Origin of the sequence: uncultured Rothia sp. (assembly GCF_937976295.1) — a bacterium.
GTDB lineage: Bacteria > Actinomycetota > Actinomycetes > Actinomycetales > Micrococcaceae > Rothia.
This window is the reverse complement of the sequence record NZ_CALJRY010000287.1, coordinates 1-22755: the sequence shown is the minus strand read 5'-3', so window position 1 is coordinate 22755 and position 22755 is coordinate 1. Positions and strand designations below refer to the sequence as shown.

Sequence of the window (22755 nt, the reverse complement as noted above, 5' to 3'; positions counted from 1 at the left end):
CTGCACCCAAGCCGGCACCTGCCAAGCCCGCCGCTCCGAAACCGGCTGCACCGAAACCTGCCACGCCGTCGGTAGCCGCTGCGCCGAAACCTGCCGCGCCCAAGCCTGCACCTGTAAAGCAGGCTCAGCCTGCAGAGGCGGCGGGGGAGAGCGCTTCTGCTCCCGTGCATAAGGCTGAACCCGCCAAGCTGGTTCGTCCGACCCCGGCGCTGTTCGGCAAGGTTCAGGTTGCCGCACCCGCAGTAGCTGCCGCACCTGCCGAAGATAGCGCGCCGGAAGAAACGCCCGCATCGGAAGAACCCGTTGCGCTGGAGAAAATCCCCGCAGAAACCTCCGCAGAAACCTCCGCGGAAATCCCCGCAGAGGCGCTCGCAGAAGACGAGTCCTGCGGCGCTCGCATCCACCCGCAGCAGGTGCGTGAAATGCACGAGAACTTCGCGGAACGCTCCCGCCCCATCGTGCTCATCGGCCCCATGGCGGCAGGTAAGACCTACATTGGTACGCACCTGGCGCGTTTCTACGGTTACGAGTTCCTCGACGCCGACCAGCTCATCGTGGAACGCTACGGCGAAGTCTCCGAAATCTTCGAGATTTTTGGTGAGGCGCACTTCCGCGAGCTCGAACGCAAAACCATCGAAGAGGTCCTCACCTCGCCCGTGTACCGCAACACGGTGTTCTCCCTGGGCGGTGGCGCGCCCATGACCGATTCGGTTGCGGAGCTGCTCAAGGACGAATGCGTGGTGTACATCCTCGTTGATGCTGACACCGTCACCCCCCGCATTACCGGCAACAAGACCCGGCCGCTGCTGCAGCCGAACCCGGTCGAGCGGTGGACCGAGATTTTTGAGCGTCGCCGCAGCCGATACGAAGAGCTGGCGCACTTCACCCTGGATGCACGAGGCGGCCGCCCCATCACCGAGATGACCGCAGAAATCCAGGCGTACGTGACCGCAACCCGCGCCTCCCGCGCGCAGCGCCCCCAAGCATAACCCCTCACCTGTGAAAGGACACATGATGAGCACTCAGCCCACCCCCACTTTCGGTGCCTCCGGCGCGGAAGATATTACCCGCATCCCGGTGACCGGCAGCTCCCCGCGTGAGAACTATGAGGTTCTCATCGGCCACAACCTGCTCGGCAAAATCCCCGAAATTCTGGGCAACCGCACCAAGAAGGTGCTCGTGATTCACCCGCGTGCCCTGCGTTCCACCGGTGAGCTGGTCATGGAAGACCTGCGTGCCATGGGCTACGAATCTTTCAGCGCCGAAATCCCGGACGCTGAGGAGGCGAAGCACTACCAGGTGGCGGCGTTCTGCTGGCAGGTGCTCGGTCAGAACGACTTCACCCGCACCGACGCGATCATCTCCGTGGGTGGCGGCGCTATTACCGACGTTGCCGGTTTCGTGGCGGCAACCTGGCTGCGCGGCGTGCGCGTTATTCACATCCCGACCACCCTGCTCGGCATGGTGGACGCCGCCGTGGGCGGTAAGACCGGCATCAACACCGCCGAGGGTAAGAACCTGGTCGGCGCGTTCTGGCCGCCCGCCGCGGTGCTCTGCGAGATCGGCACCCTGCGCACCCTGCCCGAGCATGAGCTGCTGACCGGCATGGGTGAGGTCGTCAAGTGCGGCTTCATCGCAGACCCCGAAATCCTCGACCTGATCGAGGCGAACCCGAACGCCGTACGCGACTCGCAGTCCGCCGTGATGCGTGAACTCATTGAACGCAGCGTGCGCGTGAAGGCGGAGGTCGTCTCCGAGGACCTGCGCGAATCCGGCCGCCGCGAAATCCTGAACTACGGCCACACCCTCGCCCACGCCATCGAACGCAACGAACGCTACCAGTGGCGTCACGGCGCGGCAGTGTCCGTCGGCATGGTCTACGCCGCCGAGCTGGCGCTGGCAACCGGCCACGCCGACGAAGAACTCGTGGCACGCACCCGCCGCATCCTCGAATCCCTGGGCCTGCCCACCTCCTACAAGGCAGACGCATGGCCCCAGCTGCTCGAAGCAATGCGCCGCGACAAGAAGGCACGCGGCAACCTGCTGCGCTTCATCATTCTTGACGGTTTGGCTCGCCCGCGCGTCTACGAGGTGCCGGACGACTCGATCCTGTACATGACCTACCAGGAAGTTACCGAGTAGGTGATGAGTCCCGTACATTCACCGGATGCACCCGTCACACGACTGCCAGCACATGCACACCAGCATGCGGCAGCCAGCGGGGTACCGCAGAATCTGTGGCGCCCCTGCTAGGCAAATTCATGCGCATCCTGTAGAATGTACGGGACATATTTTTGCTCATTGAAAACTTAGCGCCGCGCCGGGTACCACTACGGCGTGAGCGTCGATGACACGAAGGAGAGCCCCATGGCATCCACTACCGATATTAAGAACGGCGCCGTCCTGAAGATTGACGGCAACCTCTGGTCCGTCGTAGAGTTCCAGCACGTTAAGCCCGGTAAGGGTGGCGCATTCGTTCGCACCAAGCTGCGCAACGTTACCTCCGGCAAGGTCGTCGACCGCACCTTCAACGCTGGCGCTAAGATCGAAACCGCAACCGTTGACCGCTCCGACTACCAGTACCTGTACCAGGACGGCGACGACTACGTCTTCATGGACATGAAGACCTACGACCAGATCAACGTTCCCGCAACCGTTGTCGGCGACGCAGCAAACTACATGCTCGAGTCCCAGACCGCAACCATCGCAATGCACGAGGGCAACCCCCTGTACATCGAACTGCCCGCATCCGTGGTCCTCGAAATCACCTACACCGAGCCCGGCCTGCAGGGTGACCGCTCCACCGGCGGCACCAAGCCCGCAACCGTTGAGACCGGCTACGAGATTCAGGTTCCCCTGTTCCTGGAGACCGGCACCAAGGTCAAGGTTGACACCCGCACCGGTGAGTACCTCGGTCGCGTGAACGACTAATGAATTCGCGTACGAAAGCCCGATTGCGCGCCCTCGAAGTGCTCTTCGAGGCGGATCAGCGCAACGAAGATTATATTGAGGTACTCCGCCGCCGCCGACTGTACACGGTAGCGCAGATTTCTGCTTACTCTGAGGAAATCATTCGTGGCGTCCGCGACCACGACGAAGAGATCCGCGAGTTTGTGGAGACTTACGCCCGTGACTGGTCCTTCGAGCGTATGCCCGCCGTGGACCGTGCCGTGCTGCGTATTGGCACTTGGGAGCTTCTGTACAATGACGAAGTTCCGGATGCTGTCGCAATTTCTGAGGCTGTCGGTCTGGCGCGTGTGCTGTCCACGAATGAATCTCCGAAGTTCGTGAACGGTCTGCTGGATAAGCTCCGTCAGGTGAAGCCGACCCTGCTCGCGTAAGACGTCCCGCCGCGGCATGCTGGCTTGGCTTATAGCTGGTTGGTTTGCTGCTGTTGAGGATGCACCCGCAGGGGAGCGTACGTGAAACCCCCGCCGTACTGTAGTTCGCTACAGGACGGCGGGGGTTTTCTGTGTCTACGCTTCTTCGGTCGGTGCGGTTCTGCTTGCGGTTTCGCATTTGGTGCGGATGCGCTCGCTGGGTTCGGCGGTAGCAGTAGTGGAGGCTTCACCGAACAACGCGTGCGAGGTTTGAGACAACAGCTGAGGCTTCACCGGAGCCCATGGGTAGGGGTAGGTGGCAACAGGCGAGGCTTCACCGGACAACGCAGGCGGGGGAGTGCCCCCTCTGCGGCGCTGAGCGCCTTGAGGACGGAGCCCCCGCCTCGCGTGCCCGGTATGCGCCTCTACGCATACCTCAGACATGCCCTTGTCTGCGCCGATATGAACGGAACATTGCCAAAATGGACAAACAATAAGCTGGGGTGTGTGCTCTGCGAATGTATGTTAGGGTAAAGGCATCAACCGATAACATTCCGCTGAATTCCACACGTTGCTGTATGGATAATTCTGCGGTTTACACAACCACACACCAGAAAAGAACCAACAATGATGTTTAACCGTAGTTCTATTGCCGCGCTGTCTGCGGCACTGATGCTCACCCTGTCCGCTTGTTCCGGCGGCGCGCAGGTCAACGCAGAATCGAGCGCATCCACCTCCGCGAGCGCTGAATCCGCAAGTGCAGAAGCTTCCGCAACCTCCACTCCTTCGCCCACTCCGACTGGCCCGTCTGGCTCCGAAATCGTACTGATTCACGCGAGCATGGACGTGAACAACAACTCGCCGGAAGCCGCTGAGGTAACTGAAAAGACTGCGCTCATCGCATTTGAGCAGCATCAGCGCCTCTGGAACGCCTGGAGGCACGGGAATGTGGAACACACCAGCGATGAAGATCTGGTCCGGTACGCACATAAAAACGTGCTCGAAAGCGTGAGGAAGACTGTGGACAATTTTTATGAGCTCTCGCAGGAGGCTCCCGCGAACGGCGATATTATCTTCCGTGATGTTAAGACACAAGAGATTTACGGAAGCATCAAGGATGACGGGTCACGCGTATACAATACCGGCGTGGTTATCACCTACTGTGAAGACTGGAGTGATCTTCGCCGGGTAGATGGTGAGAAAGTCGATTCACCTCTGCAGACGCGAGAAATCACTTTTATTCGCCGTGCTGAGGATGACGCATTCGTTATTGCCAGGTTGCGAACCGTGCATGAAGGTTGCGGAGACGAAGCAGACGCTACGAACGAAGCGTCCGCACCCGCTCAAGGTGAGTAGCTGATAAGGCAAAGTATGTAGGCGGGGGCGTTCCCTCTTTGGCGTATCAGGACTCCAATAGCCTGTACGCCTTTGAGAGGGGATGCCCTCGCTTTTGTGTTCCAGGTTCGATAAGTAGCAGAAGCCCCAGGTTAGAAATGTTTCTAACCTGGGGCTTCTCTGTTTTTATCTAGCGGATACCGGACTAGAACGTATTCTCTCCAGTCCAGACAAACCGTTTCGGGTACGGCAGAAAGAAACTAGGACTCTTCGTCGGCTTCGTCCTGCTGCGCCTGCTTGGCTTGGCTTTGAACCTCGAGGTACACAAGGTCGGAGAGCATAGCGAGCATCTTGGCGCGGCGGTGAGGGTTCTCGAAGAACTTTTCCGTGATGAAGCTCTGCGTATCCTGATGGTCAAGCACAGCATCGGTGACTGCTGATTCCAGCGTCTGAGACTCACGGAACTGTTCCTTGGTATTTGCGCTGGCCTGGTTCCTGAGGTCTTCGTTCTGTACAAGAATCGTGACCACACCCTGTACCCATGTTTGCACTGAGTTGGGGTCGAAGTCTTCATCCTCAAACAAGGCGTTAATCTTATCGAGAATGTCAGTCCAAGCGGCCAAGTTGGGATCGTGCGAGCTTCCACCGCCGACCCCCATGGGCTTAAGCTTTTTACCCTCGCCAGTGAGGCGAATTGCACCTTCACTCTTACGGGTCTGCTTAATGTGGGTCAGCTCGATGTTGCTGAAATCCAACTTATCCGGAGTCTTGCGGCCGGTAAGCCAACGGCGTAGCAGACGAAGGAAGAGTGCCAGCTTTTCCAAGTCAGTATCCTGGTAATCCACAATCAGCGAGAGGAAATCGTACAGACGCACGAAAGAGCTAACGTCTTTGCGGAACAGGTCAAGATTATCAATCTCGGCCTTATCATCCTCCTGCACTGCCAGAATGTAACGGTCGTTGAACCTGTCGGCAGCACGCTTCAACGGCGCGGTGTGCTTTCCATGGTTCTTGTCCTGGACGTAGGCCTGAGCGAATTCTTCAACGTCATCCCGCGTGTAGATTCCTGCGTACTCAAGCTTGCGATCCAGGTCGTGGACCTTATTCGGGTCGGTGGGCTCGAGGATTTCGGCAGTCCGGTAGTATGGCAGGAAAGCATCCAGGATGGTGTCCGTATCGTTAACAAAGTCAAGGATGAACGTAATCTCCTTACCCTTAGCGGGAAGCGTACGGTTCAAACGCGACAGAGTCTGCACGGCTTCAATTCCATCGAGGCGCTTATCAACGTACATCGCGCTCAGTAGCGGCTGGTCGAAGCCAGTCTGGTACTTATTCGCAACAATGAGTAGCTGGAACTGGTCGCTGGCAAATGCTTGTGGAATACCTCGCCCGCGCAGCTCGGGGTTCACATTTGTCTCGGTGTAGGGTTCCTGAACACCAGGTACAATTCCGTCAACTTGCCGCGACGTCAGGCTTCCGGAAAACGCTACCAGGGTACCCAACTGATAGTTATGCTTACGTACGTACTCGTCAATTGCCATCTTGTACTTCAGGGCCGCAGCACGACTAGAAGTTACCACCATAGCCTTTGCATGACCATCAAGAAGATGCGCAACCTTCTCGCGGAAGTGCTCGACGATAATTTTCACCTTCTGCGCAATGTTAGTCGGGTGTAGGCTCACCCAACGGATGAGTCCCTTCTTAGCGGCACTTTCGTCCACCAAGTCGCCCTCGATAGGTTCCCCAGTCTTTTGGGCAAGGCGGAAGGCAGTCCGGTAGGTTGTGTAGTTGCGGAGCACATCAAGGATGAATCCCTCCTCGATGGCCTGCTGCATGGTGTACACGTGGAAGGGCGCAGGGTTCCCGTCTGATCCGGGACGACCGAACATTTCCAGGGTCTTCCCCTTCGGGGTTGCGGTGAACGCGTAGAAGGAAATATTCGGGGAAACGGAGCGCGCAGTCATCTCAGCGGCGAGCATATCCTCGACGCTAACCTCACCGCCATCTTCCAGAGCTTCGACCTCCGCCTTGGAGAGTACCTCGCGTAACTTCTGCGCACTGGTACCTGTCTGGGAAGAGTGAGCCTCATCTGCGATAACCGCAAACTTCTTGTCCGCTAGGCTGCCCTGTTCTTCAAGTGCCTTCAGTACGAACGGGAAAGTCTGAAGCGTCACGATAATGATGAGCTTGCCGCTTGTCAGCTCATGGGCCAGCAGCTCTGACTTTGAGGATGCGGAAGCCTTGCGCACCTCGTCGGAGTTGATGGTACCCACCACACCCTTGGTACCCTCAATGGACTTGATGGCTTTCTGAAGCTGTTCATCAAGTACGGTACGGTCGGTTACCACGATGACGGAATCGAAGACCTTAGCATCGTTATCATCGTGCAGGTTTGCTAGACCATGAGCCAGCCATGCGATTGAGTTCGTCTTTCCAGAACCGGCTGAGTGCTGAATCAGATACTTCTGGCCTGGTCCCTCAGCGCGGGTAGTGTTGAGCAGAGACGTGACGGCCTCCCACTGGTGGAAGCGGGGGAAGATAATCTGTTCGCTACGCTTGCGAGTTCCTGCGACGGGGTCAACCTTTTCAATCGTCTGCTGGTTTACGAAACGCTCAAGAATCTGCAGCCAGTTATCGCGCTGAAGAACCCGTTCCCACAGGTATGAGGTTGCGGAACCGTCCGGGTTGACGGGGTTACCCGTACTGCCATCCTTACCCAGGTTGAAGGGCAGGAACACCGTTTTGGGTCCGGCGAGCTTCGTTGTCATTTGAATCTCGTTATTGGAGACAGCAAAGTGTACGAGCGCTCCGCGGCCAAATTTCAGGAGCGGTTCGCCCTGCGGCAGGCGGTCCTTACGATACTGCCATACGGCGTCATCAATCGACTGAGTGTTATCGGTCTTTAGCTCAGCCGTTGCTACCGGCAGGCCGTTGACAAAGAACACCAGGTCGATAGAATCGTTCGGGTGCTTCTTCGAGTGATGTACCTGGCGCACCACTCGAAGCCGGTTCTGCTCGTAGTTTTCCTGAGCTACCGGGTTCATGGAAGTAGCAGGCTTGAAAGCGCACATCGAGAATTTCGCCGAGGTCTCTTTAAAGCCGGCTCGGAGTACGGCCAGCGATCCGCCGCCGTGCTCGAGGGGCTGATCCAAAGCACTTACCAGACGGTCTAGCAAGGTGCGCTTGGCTCGGTCAACCTTAGCTTCCGAGGCCTCCGCGGGCACAACGCGTGCCCATTGTTCGGGCTGCGTTGCCTGCAACCATGCGAATACGTCCTCAGGGATGAGGGCGCGTTCCTGGTCATAACCGGTGAACTTTTCTTCGTAGAGCCAACCGTGTGAACCGAGATATTCGCAAATCTCGGTTTCAAAGCTCTTTTCGTGTTGAACACCCATAAGTGGTTTCCTATACCTCAATCTGGCCGGTAACTGCGGCCGTAATCAGAGCAGAACGTCGCTCCTGCAAAAGCTCAATGGCTTTATGACAACGAGTGATTAGTTTCTCCGCTTCGGTTGTTCGCTCGTTGTTTTCAGCAACCAGGCGGTCTTGTACATCCTTCGGAGGAACCAACGATGAGAGTCGAAGGAACACCTCAGGATATAACCTTAGGCGTGATTCCCAGATACCGCGCGAGTGAGCCTTCATCAAGCTAACATATGCGTCAGTGCGGTACATGCAATCAAAATACATAGGATTAACTGCATCTAGGTCTCGGAAACGGTACACATTATATGCGGGGCTTACGATTCCTTCGTACGCTGATACGCCTAATGCGCCCATCCATGCCCACATGGTGTTGATAACAAGTTCGTTTTTTGCAACGAGCTTGTAACCAACGGTTGATTCAGCCTCGAACATGTTCACGTTCTTCATAGAGCGAGGAGTTACTCCAGTAATATGACTTACCGATAGCATCTCTTCGTCACCGGTCTCACTTCGTGCATCCACATGTTCCAGAAGATGACGGTTTCGAAGGACCTTCCAACCGGTGGGTGGATTGAGGAAAGGATCTTCTGTCTGCACCTCACCCCAGAAAGTACGCTCACGCCAAAGTTTCAGGCGAGACTCTGTGAGAGTGATTAGTTCGCGTTGCTTGGCAATGAGGTGGTCAATCTTCGCCGTCTCAATGTCGAGATAGTCTGCGATTCTTTGCTGCTGGCTGCTAGTTGGGATGCGAACCTGTACTGCGGCAAGCTTTTCAGCTGTCAAATGATGAAAAGAAACGGCATTGCAAATAAGGCGTAAATAACCACAAGCTCTCAAATGTTCAATTTGATATTGAAGAAATCGTCCATCGTTGCCGGGGAAGGGTCGTACCCTGTTTATCGAGTTCTGGAAACCCCATCCCGGTACATCCTGTGAGAGCACTATCGAACGGCCGACGTCCCCACCTTCAACAACAAGGACGTCTCCTTTCAGCAAAGATAGCATCTCTACTTCATTGGGTTTGAACCACATAGTCTTTGCGTCGTCGTAACGCAGCTTTCCGTCCTGACCGATAGAAGCAGCACGGACGTATGGCAGTTCAACATCTTGCAAAGACGAAGCATCATTTTGAAGCATTTTGCCCAGCGTAATGGTAGCGACGTATTTCAGTGGAATTAAAGTCTGATTCATTCGGTCATCTCTCTAAGAAGAGCTTGGATCTCACGTGTGACTTGCTGCAGGTCATTATCAATTTCTTCCAACGGACGCGGTGGCTGATAACGGTAGAAGTAACGCGTAAACGGAATCTCGTAACCAACCTTGGTCTTCTTTTTATCAACCCAGGCGTCGGGTACGTACGGCTTTACTTCGGCCTCAAAATACGCCTGGATAGTCTCATCGCGCGCGGCATCTCCCTTGGCATTACCGTTGTAGGTAAAGGGCACCCGCTCGGTATCACGCAGGCTCGTATCCGGCTTCACCTTGCCGAGAGTATTGGTAATAACCTCGCCGTTCTCGTCACGCTGAGGACGCTCAACGGTGATACTCCAGTAGGCAAACTCGTCAGACGGAACAATCTTGCAATGTTCCGTCTCAACATAGTCGGCGTAGAGCTTCACAATCGTAGCCCTGTTAGCCTCGGTAAGCTCACGGCCCTTATCTCCGAGCTTCTTACGCATCTTCTCGTAGAATTCGGTACCGTCAATCAGCTGCACCTTACCCTGACGTGCTTCCGGCTTGTCATTATCGACAATCCAGATGTAGGTGGCAATACCGGTGTTATAGAACATGTCAGTCGGAAGCGCGACGATTGCATCCACCATGTCGCGTTCGAGCAACCACTTACGGATATTAGAAGGTCCGGAGTCTGCGGCTCCATTAAAGAGTGGCGAACCGTTCATAACGATGCCACCACGTCCACCGCCCAGAACTTTAGGACGCAACTTGCTCACCACATGCTGAAGGAACAGCATCTGACCGTCACTCACAGCGGGTACGTTCTTCTTGGCTGTTGCATTACCCGCATAGAAGCGAGAGGCGTTACCAAACTCTTTAAGGTCGTTCATGACCGCAGTCTGGCTGGTCTTCCAATCGGTGCCATAAGGCGGGTTCGACATGCAGTAATCAAAAGTAATACCCGCGAACTTATCATCCGCTAGAGTATCGCCCAGCTGAATATTGCTGGGGTCCTGTCCCTTAATCAGCAAATCCGACTTGCAAACGGCATACGATTGGTCGTTCCACTCCTGCCCGTAGAGACGTAGCTGAGCATCGGGGTTGAGACCGGGCTTCTCGGGAGTACCGACAAGATGCTCCTCAGCAATGGAGAGCATACCGCCCGTTCCCGCCGTCGGATCGTAAATCGAACGAATCGTTCCCGGGGTGCTAAGAGCTTCATCATCACCCGCGAAGACGAGATCGACGAGCAGGCGGATAGCGTCACGCGGAGTAAAGTGCTCACCGGGCACCTCATTAGAGGACTCATTAAAAGTGCGAATGAGGTATTCGTAGAGGTCACCCATCTCGGCGTTGGTAACCTTCTGCGGATGCAGATTGATACCGGCAAAGCGCTCAACTACGAAGTAGAGGATACTCTTCTCCGCCATCGTGCTAATCTCTTCGGCAAACTTAAAGCGTTCGAAGACATCAAGATTGGTAGAGAAGCTATTAATATAATGTTTCAGATTTGCCTCGAGGCCGGCAGGATCGCCCAGCAGAGTCTTGAGAGTCCACTTGCTGGTGTTGTAGAACGGCAAACCAGTTTTACGCTGCACCTGTGCGCCTAGCATGTCTGGAGTGTCTTTGTACTTCTCAACCAGGGGAGCAACCTCATCTTTGTGCTGCTCAAGAAGGCAGTCCAGACGGCGCAGAATCGTCATGGGCAGGATGACATTACCGTACTGAAAGGCCTTATACGTACCTCGCAGGATATCAGCGGTACCCCAAATAAACGGCCCCAAGTCACTCACATGTATCTTCTTTCATCGACAAACGAATATTAGTTCGATAATACCAGGCAACGGATAAGTAAAATGACACAGCTAATCATATTCAGGCGATTAAAATCTAACCCCCTATATTTTGTGGATTCTTATTGGTCAGGAAAACTTCTGAACCCGAATTTACCCATTGAAACTAACGAGAGAAAACAGAAATGGGGAGCTATTTTAAAGCGGTGCTTCCCGCAGTCGTCTCACCGTGAGCGGTCTCTCGCCGAACCTGAACGTAGCCTGTGAACTGTGGTACCCTACTAGAAGCACAAAACCTTTAAATCCGTCCCGTGAGGCGGGGAAGGAGACGGCTATGCCTGGGACAACTGTACCCACATCCGGCGCGAATCAGGGGCGAAACGTAACCGCAGCCCCCCATTCGGCAACCCCTCAAAACGCCTCCGAGGACGCGACCACCGTCGGCCGCACCATCCTCAGCGAGGACGAAATCCGCCGCGCCCTCACCCGCATCGCCTACGAAATCATCGAAACCAACAAAGGCGTAGAAAACCTCGTACTCATCGGCATCCGCTCCCGCGGCGTGCCCCTCGCCGTACGACTCGCCGCCCGCATCCAAGCCATCGAGCCGAACTTCAACGCAGAAACCCGACTCGGCGCCCTGGACATCACCGCCTACCGCGACGACCAGCCCGTCTCGCCCAACGGCACCACCTCCCCAGATACCGCAGGGGAGAGCATCATGCCCAGCATCGGCATTGAAGGTAAAACCGTAGTCCTCGTTGACGACGTCCTCTACTCCGGCCGCACCGTACGCGCCGCCCTCGACGCACTCAACGCCCACGGACGACCCGCCCTCGTACGCCTGGCAGTCCTCGTAGACCGCGGACACCGGCAACTACCCATCCGCGCCGACCACGTGGGCAAAAACCTGCCCACCAGCGCCAGCGAAACCGTGCGCGTCGTACTGACCGAAACCGACAACGCAACAGACCGAGTTGACATTATCCAGCTGGGAGGGCTCTCATGAAGCATCTGCTCGACACCCGCGAACTAACCCGCGAAGAAGCCATCGAAATCCTTGACGTCGCCGACTACATGGCGCAGGTCAAAGCCGAAAACCGCACCCTGAACGTGCTCAACGGCAAGACCGTCGTCAACCTCTTCTTTGAAGACTCCACCCGTACCCGCCTCTCCTTCGAAGCCGCGGAGAAGCGCCTGGGTGCCGCCGTCACGAACTTCTCCGCTTCCGGCTCCTCCCTGTCTAAGGGCGAGTCGCTCAAGGACACCGCGCAGACCCTCAAGGCGATTGCCGCGGATGCGTTCGTGATTCGCCACTCGGCATCCGGCGCGCCGCAGCGCCTCGCCGAGGCAGGCTGGACCGACATCCCCGTGCTGAACGCGGGCGACGGCACCCACGCGCACCCCACCCAGGCACTGCTCGACGCCGTGTCCCTGCGCCAGTACAAGGCGGAACGCGACGGCCTCGACAGCCCCCGCGGCACCGACCTGTCCGGCATGCGTGTGCTCATCGTCGGCGACATCCTGCACTCGCGCGTGGCACGCTCCAACCTCTGGCTGCTGCACACCCTCGGCGCGCAGGTCGTCTTCGTCGCACCGCCGACCCTGCTGCCGCTGAACACCGCCTCCTGGGTTGAAGAAGCCGGCCTGGAAATCTTCCACGACTTCGACGAAGCCATCGCCACCAACCCTGACGCCGTCATGCTGCTGCGCATCCAGAAGGAACGCATGAACGCCGCGTACTTCCCCTCCGCCGAGGAGTACACCGAGCTGTGGGGCCTGACCGCCGAACGCTTCGCAACCCTGCAGGTGCAGCCGCAGCCGGTCGCAATCCTGCACCCGGGCCCCATGAACCGCGGCCTGGAAATCTGCACCGAAGCCGCCGACGCCACCAACTCCTGGGTCCTGCGCCAGGTCAGCAACGGCGTGGCGCTGCGCATGGCGGTGCTCTACCTGCTTCTGACCGACGGCTCCAGCGCCAAGCTCTACGCCGGCGACGAATCCTAAACGACCTTCCTAACGAGAGGAACCAACACCATGAGCAAGTACCTGATTAAGGGCGCAAGCCTCTACGGCGAAAAGGTCGCCGACATCCTCATCGAGGACGGCGTGATTAGCCGCATCGCAGAGAACATTGACGCCGCAGACGCACAGGTCGTCGAGGCGGCAGGCCAGGTGGCGCTGCCCGGCCTGGTCGACATCCACACCCACCTGCGTCAGCCCGGTTACGAGGCATCCGAAACCGTCGAGACCGGCACCCGCGCTGCAGCCCTGGGCGGCTACACCGCAGTGTTCGCCATGGCAAACTCCATGCCCGTGGCAGACACCGCCGCAGTGGTTGAGCAGGTTGACCGCCTCGGCAAGGAATCCGCATGGTGCCGCGTGCAGCCCATCGGCGCAGTGACCGTGGGCCTGAAGGGCGAGCGCCTCTCCGACATCGGCGGCATGGCGAACTCCACCGCGAACGTGCGCGTGTTCTCTGACGACGGCATGTGCGTGTACGACCCCGCCGTGATGCGCCGCGCCCTCGAATACGTCAAGACCTTCGACGGCGTTATTGCGCAGCACGCGCAGGAGCCGCGCCTGACCGAAGGCGCCCAGATGAACGAAGGTAAGGTGTCCGCTGACCTGGGTCTGACCGGCTGGCCCGCCGTCGCTGAAGAGGCAATCATCGCCCGCGACGTGCTGCTGGCTGAGCACCTGGACTCCAAGCTGCACATCTGCCACCTGTCCACCAAGGGCTCCATTGAGGTTGTGCGCTGGGCTAAGTCCCGCGGCGTGAAGGTGACCGCGGAGGCAACCCCGCACCACCTGCTGCTCACCGACGAGACCGCACGCACCTACGACCCGATTTTCAAGGTGAACCCGCCGCTGCGCACCGAAGAGGACGTCATGGCGCTGCGCCAGGCGGTCGCCGACGGCATCATCGACGTAATCGGTACCGACCACGCACCGCACCCGGCAGAGACCAAGGAATGCGAGTGGGCGTGCGCCGCGAACGGCATGACCGGCCTGGAGCAGGCGCTGTCCATCATCCAGATGACCCTGGTCGACACCGGCATGATCACCTGGCGCGACGTGGCACGCATCCTCTCTGAGGAGCCCGCGAAGATTGGCCGCCTGGACCACGAGCAGGGCCGCCCGCTGGCTGAGGGCGAACCGGCAAACATTGTGCTGGTCGACCCGAAGGCAACCCGCGTGATCAAGCCTGAGGAGCAGGCAACCAAGGGCAAGAACAACCCCTACCGCGGCATGGAGGTGCCCGGCTCGATTCGTGCAACCTTCTACGCTGGCCACCCGACCGTGCTGAACGGCGAGCTGGCAACCCCGCGTCGCTAGGTTCGCCGCGAAATAACCGCATCTTGAGGGTGCGGGGGTGAATCTGACCCCCGCACCTACACCACTCCTTCACTGCACACCATCGACCACCGAAGACCGAAAGAGAAACCCCGTGGGAAAGCTGATTACCGCCATCGTCTGCCTGGCCATTGTGGCCCTGTGCATCTACGGCATGTGGCACGGATGGCGCTCGCGCCTGGCACGCCAGGCGAACATGTTCGGCTCCCTCAAGGAAGTTCCCGAACGCTACGAGGGCATGACCGCTGACGCCGCTTTCGAGGGTGAGTACGTCAGCACCACGATTTTCGGTAACTGGCTGGACCGCGTGGGTTTCGATTCGCTGGGTTTCAAGAGCAAGTCCACCCTGCTGATTTATCCGGACAGCATCATCTTCACCCGTAACGGCGCGAAGGACCTGTGGATTCCGGCGAAGAAGCTCGCTGTCATCACCACCGACCGCGGTATGGCGGGCAAGGTTGTGGAGAAGAACGGCCTGGTTGTGATTGGTTGGACCCTGGACGGTCACCGCGTGCAGACCGGCTTCCGCACCCGCTACGCCGAGGACAAGCAGGCGGTACTGCGGGAGCTGCGCCGCATCGCCCCGAACGCGGTGGATGCGCCCGAGAAGTGGGCGGCAGAACCGGAAGCCTAAATCCCCGGATAAACCGCGAAACCCATAGATTTTGCCCCACGGCAGGCGAACACCCCGCCGAAGGCACCATAGACTACCCCGGAACCTGCACGGTAGAGGCCGTACAGGAAGCGGGGGAGAACACCAGAGAAAAGGAAGAAGAGCATGACTGACATGACACGATCCGGCGCCCTGCGTACGGACCGCGCGCTGCTCGTCCTGGAGGACGGCACCGTCTACCGCGGCTACGGCTACGGCGCAACCGGCGCGTCCCTGGGCGAGGCGGTTTTCTCGACCGGCATGACCGGCTACCAGGAAACCCTGACCGACCCCTCCTACGCGGGTCAGATTGTGGTTCAGACCGCTCCCCATATTGGCAACACCGGCGTGAACACCACCGACGCTGAGTCCCGCAAGATTTGGGTTGCCGGCTACGTGGTTCGCGACGCAGCACGTGTGGCGTCCAACTGGCGTTCTGAGCGTACCCTCGACGAAGAGCTTATCGAGCAGGGCATCGTCGGTATTCAGGGCATTGACACTCGCGCCCTGACCCGCCGCCTGCGTTCGAGCGGTTCGATGCGTGCGGGCGTGTTCTCCGGTGAGCACGCAGAACGCCCCGAAGCTGAACTGCTGGAGGAGGTGCGCGCCTCCGAGCCGATGGCCGGCCGTAAGCTCGCTGACTCCGTTTCGGTTGACACCGCTTACACCGTTGAGCCGCACCAGTTCAACTGGTTCGCACCCCCGGTTGCAACCATCGTTGCCCTGGACCTGGGCATCAAGTCGATGACCCCGCAGCGTTTCGCTGAGCGTGGCGTGCGCGTGCACGTGCTGCCCGCAAACGCAACCCTCGAGGACATCTACTCCTACAACCCCGACGGCGTGTTCTTCTCCAACGGCCCCGGTGACCCGGCAACCGCTGACGAGCAGGTTGAGCTGCTGCAGGGCGTGCTGCGTAAGGGCACCCCGTTCTTCGGCATCTGCTTCGGTAACCAGCTGCTCGGCCGCGCCCTGGGCTTCGGCACCTACAAGCTGCCCTTCGGTCACCGCGGCATCAACCAGCCGGTCATGGACAAGACCACCGGCAAGGTTGAAATCACCGCGCATAACCACGGCTTCGCTGTGGACGCGCCGATTGGCGACTACGTGACCGCACCGAACGCCGAGTTCGGTCAGGTCATGGTCTCCCACGTGGGTCTGAACGACAACGTGGTTGAGGGCCTGACCTGTAAGGACATCCCCGCGTTCTCCGTGCAGTACCACCCCGAGGCTGCTGCGGGCCCGCACGATTCCGCCTACCTCTTTGACCGTTTCATCGACCTGATGGTCGCAACCAAGACTGCAAAGGAAGCATAAATGCCTCGTCGTACTGACCTTAATAGCGTCCTCGTCATCGGTTCCGGCCCCATCGTCATCGGTCAGGCAGCGGAATTCGACTACTCCGGCACTCAGGCGCTGCGCGTGCTGAAGGAGGAGGGCGTGCGCGTCATCCTCGTGAACTCGAACCCGGCAACCATCATGACCGACCCCGAGTTCGCGGACGCCACCTACATTGAACCCATCACCCCCGAGGTGATTGAGAAGATCATCGAGAAGGAAAAGCCGGACGCAATCCTGCCGACCCTGGGTGGTCAGACCGCGCTGAACGCGGCAATCTCCCTGGATGAGCGCGGCGTGCTCGCCAAGTACAATGTTGAGCTCATCGGCGCAAACATTGAGGCGATTAACCTCGGTGAGGACCGTGAAGCATTCAAGGGCGTGGTGGAGCGCGCCGGCGGCGAGTCTGCACGCTCGGTGATTGTTCACTCCATGCCGGAGGCGCTGGAAGCCGCTAAGGAGCTGGGCTACCCGATGGTGGTCCGCCCCTCCTTCACGATGGGTGGTCTCGGCTCGGGTATGGCATACAACGAGGAAGACCTCTACCGTATTGCCGGTGCCGGTATTCAGTACTCGCCGACCAGCGAGGTCCTGCTGGAGGAGTCCATCCTCGGCTGGAAGGAATACGAGCTGGAGATGATGCGTGACACCAACGACAACGTCGTGGTCGTCTGCTCCATCGAAAACTTCGACCCCGTGGGCGTGCACACCGGTGACTCCATCACCGTCGCCCCCGCGCTGACCCTGACCGACCGTGAGTTCCAGAAGCTGCGCGACATCGCAATCAACGTGATTCGTGAGGTTGGCGTGGACACCGGTGGTTGTAACATCCAGTTCGCGATTGACCCGAAGACCGGCCGCATCATCGTCATTGAGATGAACCCGCGCGTGTCTCGTTCTTCGGCGCTCGCGTCGAAGGCTACCGGCTTCCCGATTGCGAAGATTGCGACCAAGCTGTCCCTGGGTTACACCCTGGATGAGATTCCGAACGATATTACCCAGAAGACCCCGGCGTCCTTCGAGCCGACCCTCGACTACGTGGTCGTGAAGGTTCCGCGCTTCGCGTTTGAGAAGTTCCCGGCTGCTGACCCGACCCTGACCACCACCATGAAGAGTGTTGGTGAGGCTATGGCTCTGGGCCGTAACTTCACTGAGGCTCTGCAGAAGGCGATGCGTTCGCTGGAGCAGAAGGGTGCGTCCTTCTCGTTCAAGCCGCTGTCGCTGTCTGAGGCTGAGCTGGCTGAGCTGATTGAGAAGACGAAGGTTCCGACCACTCAGCGTATCTACCAGGTTCAGCAGGCTCTGCTGGCTGGCGCTACCGTGGAGCAGCTGCACGAGGCAACCAAGATTGACCCGTGGTTCCTGGATCAGCTGGTGCTGCTGAATGAGGTTGCCGGCGTGGTTCACGCTAAGCGTGACAACCTTGACCCGGAGACCTTGAAGCTGGCTAAGCGTCACGGTTTCTCGGACGCTCAGATTGCTGAGATTATCGGCTCTTCTGAGGATGTTGTGCGCGGTGTTCGCCACGCTCTGGGTATCCGCCCGGTCTTCAAGACTGTTGACACCTGTGCTGCCGAGTTTGAGGCGTTCACTCCGTACCACTACTCCTCCTACGACCTGGAGGATGAGGTTGCGCACCACGAGAAGCCCTCGATTATGATTCTGGGTTCGGGCCCGAACCGTATCGGTCAGGGTATCGAGTTCGACTACTCTTGTGTGCACGCTTCGCTGGTGCTGCGTTCGCTCGGTTACGAGACCGTCATGGTCAACTGCAACCCTGAGACTGTTTCGACTGACTACGATATTTCGACTCGCCTGTACTTTGAGCCGCTGACCCTTGAGGATGTGCTTGAGATTGTTGAGTCGGAGCGTCGTACCGGCGGTCTGATGGGCGTGTTCGTTCAGCTGGGCGGTCAGACTCCGCTGAAGCTGGCTCGTGCCCTGAAGGATGCGGGCGTGCCGATTCTGGGTACCACCCCCGAGGCTATTGACCTGGCTGAGGACCGCGGCGAGTTCTCCCGCGTGCTGGAGGAGGGCGGCCTGATTTCGCCCAAGAACGGTACCGCGTTCACTTTCGAGGGTGCTAAGCGCATCGCTGACGAGATTGGTTACCCGGTTCTGGTTCGTCCCTCGTACGTGCTGGGCGGCCGTGGCATGGAGATTGTCTACGATGAGGCGAACCTGGCACGCTACCTGGAGAACGCTACCGAGGTTTCGCCTTCGCAGCCTGCTCTGATTGATAAGTTCCTTGAGGACGCTATCGAGATTGACGTTGACGCCCTGTTCGACGGCGAGGAGCTGTACCTGGGCGGCGTCATGGAGCACATTGAGGAAGCCGGTATTCACTCGGGTGACTCCTCCTGTACTCTGCCTCCGATTACTCTCGGCCCGGACATCATCGCGAAGGTGAAGGACGCTACCGAGAAGATTGCTCGCGGCACCGGTGTGCGCGGCCTGATTAACATTCAGTTCGCGTACGTGTCTGAGAACCTGTACGTGATTGAGGCGAACCCGCGTGCGTCCCGTACTGTTCCGTTCGTGTCGAAGGCTACCGGCGTGCAGATGGCTAAGGCTGCTGTGCTGATTGGTCTGGGTAAGAGCATTGCTGAGCTGAAGGCTGAGGGCTACCTGCCGCAGAACATGGACGGCGCATCCTTGCCTGAGGAGACTGCGATTGCTGTAAAGGCTGCGGTTCTGCCGTTCGCTCGTTTCCGCACCCCCGAGGGTGTTGTGGTGGATTCGCTGCTGAGCCCGGAGATGCGTTCGACCGGTGAGGTCATGGGTCTGGATAAGCACTATGACACCGCGTTCGCGAAGGCTCAGGCTGGTGCTGGTTCGCCGCTGCCGACCTCCGGTAAGGTGTTCATTTCGGTGGCTAACCACGATAAGCGTAACGTCATTATTTACGCGAAGATGCTGGAGTCGCTGGGCTTTGAGATCGTTTCGACCGGTGGTACCGCTGAGGTTCTGCGCCGTAACGGCCTGAACTCGATTCTGGTGACTTCGAAGTTCGCTGAGGCGAATGGCGACCACTCGATTGTGGACATGGTCCGCAATGGTGATATTGACCTGATTCTGAACACCCCTGCCGGTGGTGCTGCTCGTAGCGATGGTTACGAGATTCGTGCCGCTGCGGTTTCGGTGGGCTGCCCGGTCATGACTACCATTTCTGAGTTCGCTGCGGCTGTTCAGGCGATTACTGCTCTGCGTGAGCACAGCTGGGACATCATGAGCCTGCAGGAGCACGGCGTTCAGCTGGCTGCCGCTGTGGATGCTCGTTCTGAGGGTGGCGAGGCGTAATGTCCGTTGCTTTTGGTGATCGTCTGGCGAAGGCGATGGCGGAGCGCGGCCCGCTGTGTGTGGGTATTGACCCGCATCCGAACCTGCTGGAGCAGTGGGGTCTTGAGGATTCCGCTGCCGGTCTGGCTGCTTTTACTGAGGCGGTCTATGAGGGTTGCGCCCCGTTTGCGGCGGCGTTGAAGCCTCAGGTGGCGCTGTTTGAGCGTCACGGTTCGGCTGGTCTTGCTGTGCTGGAGGCGCTGTTTGCCCGCGCTGCCGCTGATGGTGTGCTGATTGTTGCTGACGCTAAGCGCGGCGATATCGGTTCGACCATGAAGGCGTACGCGGATGCGTGGCTCGGCTCCTCCTCGCCGCTGGGTACCGATTCGGTGACTTTGAGCCCGTACCTGGGTTTTGAGTCGCTGCGTCCGGCGCTGGATTTGGCGGATGAGAATGACCGCGGCACTTTCGTGCTGGCGTTGACCTCGAACCCCGAGGGTAAGAGCGTTCAGCACGTGGGCGCGTCGGAGTCCGAGGGCGCTGTGGCTAAGCGTATTATCGCTGCGGCTACCGCTGAGAATGCTTCCCGCCAGTGGGAGCAGATGGGCCCGTGCGGCCTGGTGGTTGGCGCGACTGTTGGTCAGGCGCTGGTTGATTTGGGTATTGACCTGAGCGTGTTCAACGGTCCGATTCTGTCGCCGGGTTATGGTGCTCAGGGCGCTTCGGCGGCTGATCTGTACCGCGTGTTTGCTGGCGTTGAGTCGCAGGTGCTGGTGAACTCTAGCCGTGGCGTGCTGGCTGCTGGCCCGTCGGTTGAGGGTTTGGCGAAGGCTGCGCAGGCGGCTCGTGATGACCTGTTGGCGGCTCGCGGCGCATAGTTCGCGTGTTGTGTGAGAGGGGCGTGTGCTTACGGGTGGATTCTGTTGAGAGTCTGCTCGGGGTGCGCGCCTCTCCTTTTTGCGCCCTCTACTCGTGCCTGTTTTATCGCATTTTTTCGGTACATCTTCATGCATATTTTGCTGCCGCACACTCGCACCGATGCGAGTTTGCTCACCTCTGTGGCGGGGGAGTGTGCCCGCTCTATGAGGTGCGTGTGTGGCTCCACTTTTGATAGGGCGAATACTCCGCTATGCTATAGGGGTACTCCCTGATATTTACGTGCTGACGTGCGTAGACGCATTGTTGGTGCGTGGGTGAGTGCCGCGGGTGGATCGAGGGTTCTCGCGCTATCCGTGTTACATTAGTTGATAAGTAAAATTCTATAACTCGCAGAAATGGGGGACCCAACCATGCCGCTGACTCCGCTAACTGAGGATGCGCGCGCCTCCGCCCGCGAGAAGGCAGTACTTGCCCGAGCACACCGCCAGGAAATTAAGCGTGCACTGAGTGACCGTGAACTTTCCGTGCGTCAGGTGCTCGACATGGTCGATTCCGACCCTGCACTGGCTAAAATGCCGGTGGGGCAGATGTTGCGCGCACTTCCGGGCATTGGTGCCGTTCGAGCTGAACGCATCATTGAAGAACTTCATATTGCACCGACTCGCCGCCTTGGCGGCCTTGGTGTACACCAGCGTCGCAAGATGGTGGAGTACTTCAACCGTAATTCGCGGTATTTGAACCGTGCACGTCGCAGGACTAATACTCTGCCTTCTGAATCTTCTCAGCCCTAATACCTCGTGCCTTCAGCCGATGAAGGCGCAGTAAGGAAGCTATGTCTCAGCCGACTCTCACCGTACTGGCTGGCCCCACTGCTGTTGGCAAGGGTACGGTGTGCCAGTACATTCGTGAGAACTACCCGAACGTGTGGTTCTCTGTTTCCGCTACTACTCGTGATCCTCGCCCCGGTGAGGTTGACGGTACTCACTACTATTTCGTTTCGATGGAAGAGTTTGACCAGATGATTGCTGACGGTCAGATGCTTGAGTACGCTGTGGTGCACGGTAAGAACAAGTACGGTACTCCGCGCGCTAAGGTCCAGGAGGCCCTGGACGCTGGCCGCCCGGTGATCCTTGAGATTGACCTGCAGGGTGCTCGCCAGATTCGCGAGACCATGCCTGATGCCCGCCTGATTTTCTTGGCTCCTCCGAGCTGGGATGAGCTGGTGTCGCGTCTGGTGGGTCGAGGTACCGAGAGTGAGCAGGAGCAGGCTCGTCGCCTTGAAACCGCGAAGGTTGAGCTGGCTGCTGAGAAGGAATTTGACGTCACGGTCGTCAACGACACTGTTGAGCGTGCGGCGAAGGAGATTGCTGAGCTGATTGGCGCCGCCTAATCTGCATGCTTTGCGTTTGCGGTGGGGCTAGAGTTTCTTCCGACCTGTAGTTCCGCCGTGAGGCGTTGTGAAGGGTGGGGGTTTCGAAGAGTTTTCTTCGGAGCCCCCACCTTTTTTGTCTGGGCTGACATCTTTTGTATGGGCTGGTACGTGCGTTTTAGCCGTTGAGAGGGTAGAATAGTTCTTTAGTTTTGACCGTGCCCTCAGTGTGCCCGGTTTGCGCCATAGCGCGAACGGTGTGCGGGGGCGTTCGGTACGTACATTCCATCAAGCTATTTGGAGTTTTTAGTGGCAAACGAAATCAAGGAACACGAGGACTACAACTTCGTTGACGGTGTCGCTCCCGAGGGCATCGTGAGCCCCAGCGCTGACGCGCTGATTGAGAAGGCGGAGTCCAAGTACGGCCTGGTGATTTTCGGTGCCCGCCGTGCACGCCAGATTAACGCGTACTACGCTAACCTGCAGGACAATACTGCTGCGCACGTTGGCCCGCTGGTTGACGCTGAGTCGAACGAGAAGTCCCTGTCGGTGGCAATGCGTGAAATCATTGCTGACCGTGTTGTGGCGGAGCACCGCCCGGGCGAAAAGTTCGACGAGGACGGCTACCCGGTTCCCGAGGAACGGTCCGCTGTGATTGATTTCAGCGCGGCTGAGTTCTCTGGCGCTATCGAGGAGGAGTACATCCCCGCAGGTAGCGAAGAGGTTATCGCTATCGAAGAGGTTATCCTCGACGAGTCCGCTGAGTAATCTGCTTCTACAAGGATTCTTTGACGTACCATGCGCATTATCGTTGGTATTGGAGGGGGCATTGCT

Annotated in this window: 18 protein-coding genes; 15 read left to right on the top strand and 3 right to left on the bottom strand. The window is 58.5% G+C overall.

The annotated features are described in order from the left end of the window. The 5 genes from Q0216_RS07755 to Q0216_RS07735 all read left to right on the top strand — a co-directional run. Positions 1–989 (top strand): shikimate kinase (locus Q0216_RS07755; RefSeq protein WP_298594286.1); only part of this gene is annotated, 989 nt, incomplete at its 5' end. Positions 990–1014: 25 nt separating this feature from the next. Then, the gene (aroB, locus tag Q0216_RS07750; RefSeq protein WP_049337447.1) at positions 1015–2142 is read left to right on the top strand and encodes a 3-dehydroquinate synthase; all 1128 of its coding nucleotides are present in this window, start codon (positions 1015–1017) and stop codon (positions 2140–2142) included. Positions 2143–2367: 225 nt separating this feature from the next. After that, positions 2368–2931: an elongation factor P gene (gene efp, locus Q0216_RS07745; protein ID WP_219101370.1), complete on the top strand. Its 564-nt coding sequence runs from the start codon at positions 2368–2370 to the stop codon at positions 2929–2931. After that, positions 2931–3341: a transcription antitermination factor NusB gene (nusB, locus tag Q0216_RS07740; protein ID WP_005505934.1), complete on the top strand. Its 411-nt coding sequence runs from the start codon at positions 2931–2933 to the stop codon at positions 3339–3341. The genes efp and nusB overlap by 1 nt, the downstream gene beginning before the upstream one ends. A gap of 606 nt (positions 3342–3947) precedes the next feature. After that, positions 3948–4676, top strand: a complete 729-nt coding sequence (locus Q0216_RS07735) for a methyl coenzyme M reductase subunit gamma (protein ID WP_298594283.1) — start codon at positions 3948–3950, stop codon at positions 4674–4676. A 239-nt stretch (positions 4677–4915) separates the two neighbouring features. On the opposite strand, the gene Q0216_RS07730 is transcribed toward Q0216_RS07735, so the two are convergent. The 3 genes from Q0216_RS07730 to Q0216_RS07720 are packed head-to-tail and all read right to left on the bottom strand — an operon-like array spanning position 4916 to position 11050. Beyond that, positions 4916–8050 (bottom strand): type I restriction endonuclease subunit R, encoded by a 3135-nt coding sequence (locus tag Q0216_RS07730; RefSeq protein ID WP_298594281.1) that lies wholly within the window; start codon positions 8048–8050, stop codon positions 4916–4918. A gap of 10 nt (positions 8051–8060) precedes the next feature. Further along, entirely contained in the window at positions 8061–9272 is a 1212-nt protein-coding gene (locus tag Q0216_RS07725) for a restriction endonuclease subunit S (protein WP_298594279.1), read from the bottom strand. After that, positions 9269–11050 (bottom strand): class I SAM-dependent DNA methyltransferase, encoded by a 1782-nt coding sequence (locus Q0216_RS07720; RefSeq protein WP_298594277.1) that lies wholly within the window; start codon positions 11048–11050, stop codon positions 9269–9271. Before Q0216_RS07720 ends, Q0216_RS07725 begins: the two co-directional genes overlap by 4 nt. A gap of 334 nt (positions 11051–11384) precedes the next feature. Here Q0216_RS07720 and pyrR point away from each other — a divergent pair, with 334 nt between their 5' ends. The 10 genes from pyrR to rpoZ all read left to right on the top strand — a co-directional run bounded on the left by pyrR (position 11385) and on the right by rpoZ (position 22689). Beyond that, positions 11385–12059: a bifunctional pyr operon transcriptional regulator/uracil phosphoribosyltransferase PyrR gene (gene pyrR, locus Q0216_RS07715; RefSeq protein WP_298594275.1), complete on the top strand. Its 675-nt coding sequence runs from the start codon at positions 11385–11387 to the stop codon at positions 12057–12059. After that, entirely contained in the window at positions 12056–13057 is a 1002-nt protein-coding gene (locus Q0216_RS07710; protein ID WP_298594273.1) for an aspartate carbamoyltransferase catalytic subunit, read from the top strand. The genes pyrR and Q0216_RS07710 overlap by 4 nt, the downstream gene beginning before the upstream one ends. 30 nt (positions 13058–13087) lie before the next feature. Further along, on the top strand, positions 13088–14389 hold the full coding sequence (locus Q0216_RS07705) for a dihydroorotase (protein WP_298594271.1): 1302 nt from the start codon (positions 13088–13090) through the stop codon (positions 14387–14389). A 112-nt stretch (positions 14390–14501) separates the two neighbouring features. After that, complete coding sequence (locus Q0216_RS07700; RefSeq protein ID WP_298594269.1) at positions 14502–15041, top strand: hypothetical protein; 540 nt, start codon at positions 14502–14504, stop codon at positions 15039–15041. Between the two features lie 144 nt (positions 15042–15185). Continuing rightward, positions 15186–16373: a glutamine-hydrolyzing carbamoyl-phosphate synthase small subunit gene (carA, locus tag Q0216_RS07695; protein ID WP_298594267.1), complete on the top strand. Its 1188-nt coding sequence runs from the start codon at positions 15186–15188 to the stop codon at positions 16371–16373. Continuing rightward, on the top strand, positions 16374–19694 hold the full coding sequence (gene carB, locus Q0216_RS07690; RefSeq protein WP_298594265.1) for a carbamoyl-phosphate synthase large subunit: 3321 nt from the start codon (positions 16374–16376) through the stop codon (positions 19692–19694). Beyond that, positions 19694–20551 carry an orotidine-5'-phosphate decarboxylase gene (gene pyrF, locus Q0216_RS07685; RefSeq protein WP_298594263.1) on the top strand — a complete coding sequence of 286 codons (858 nt, stop codon included), beginning with the start codon at positions 19694–19696 and terminating at the stop codon, positions 20549–20551. Before carB ends, pyrF begins: the two co-directional genes overlap by 1 nt. Positions 20552–20962: 411 nt before the next feature. Next, the gene (gene mihF, locus Q0216_RS07680; protein WP_298594262.1) at positions 20963–21343 is read left to right on the top strand and encodes an integration host factor, actinobacterial type; all 381 of its coding nucleotides are present in this window, start codon (positions 20963–20965) and stop codon (positions 21341–21343) included. 41 nt (positions 21344–21384) lie between these two features. Further along, positions 21385–21942 carry a guanylate kinase gene (gene gmk / locus Q0216_RS07675; protein ID WP_012903499.1) on the top strand — a complete coding sequence of 186 codons (558 nt, stop codon included), beginning with the start codon at positions 21385–21387 and terminating at the stop codon, positions 21940–21942. Positions 21943–22230: 288 nt separating this feature from the next. Further along, a complete protein-coding gene (gene rpoZ, locus Q0216_RS07670) occupies positions 22231–22689 on the top strand; it encodes a DNA-directed RNA polymerase subunit omega (protein WP_298594259.1) in 459 nt (152 codons plus the stop codon). The last annotated feature ends 66 nt before the right edge of the window (positions 22690–22755 follow it).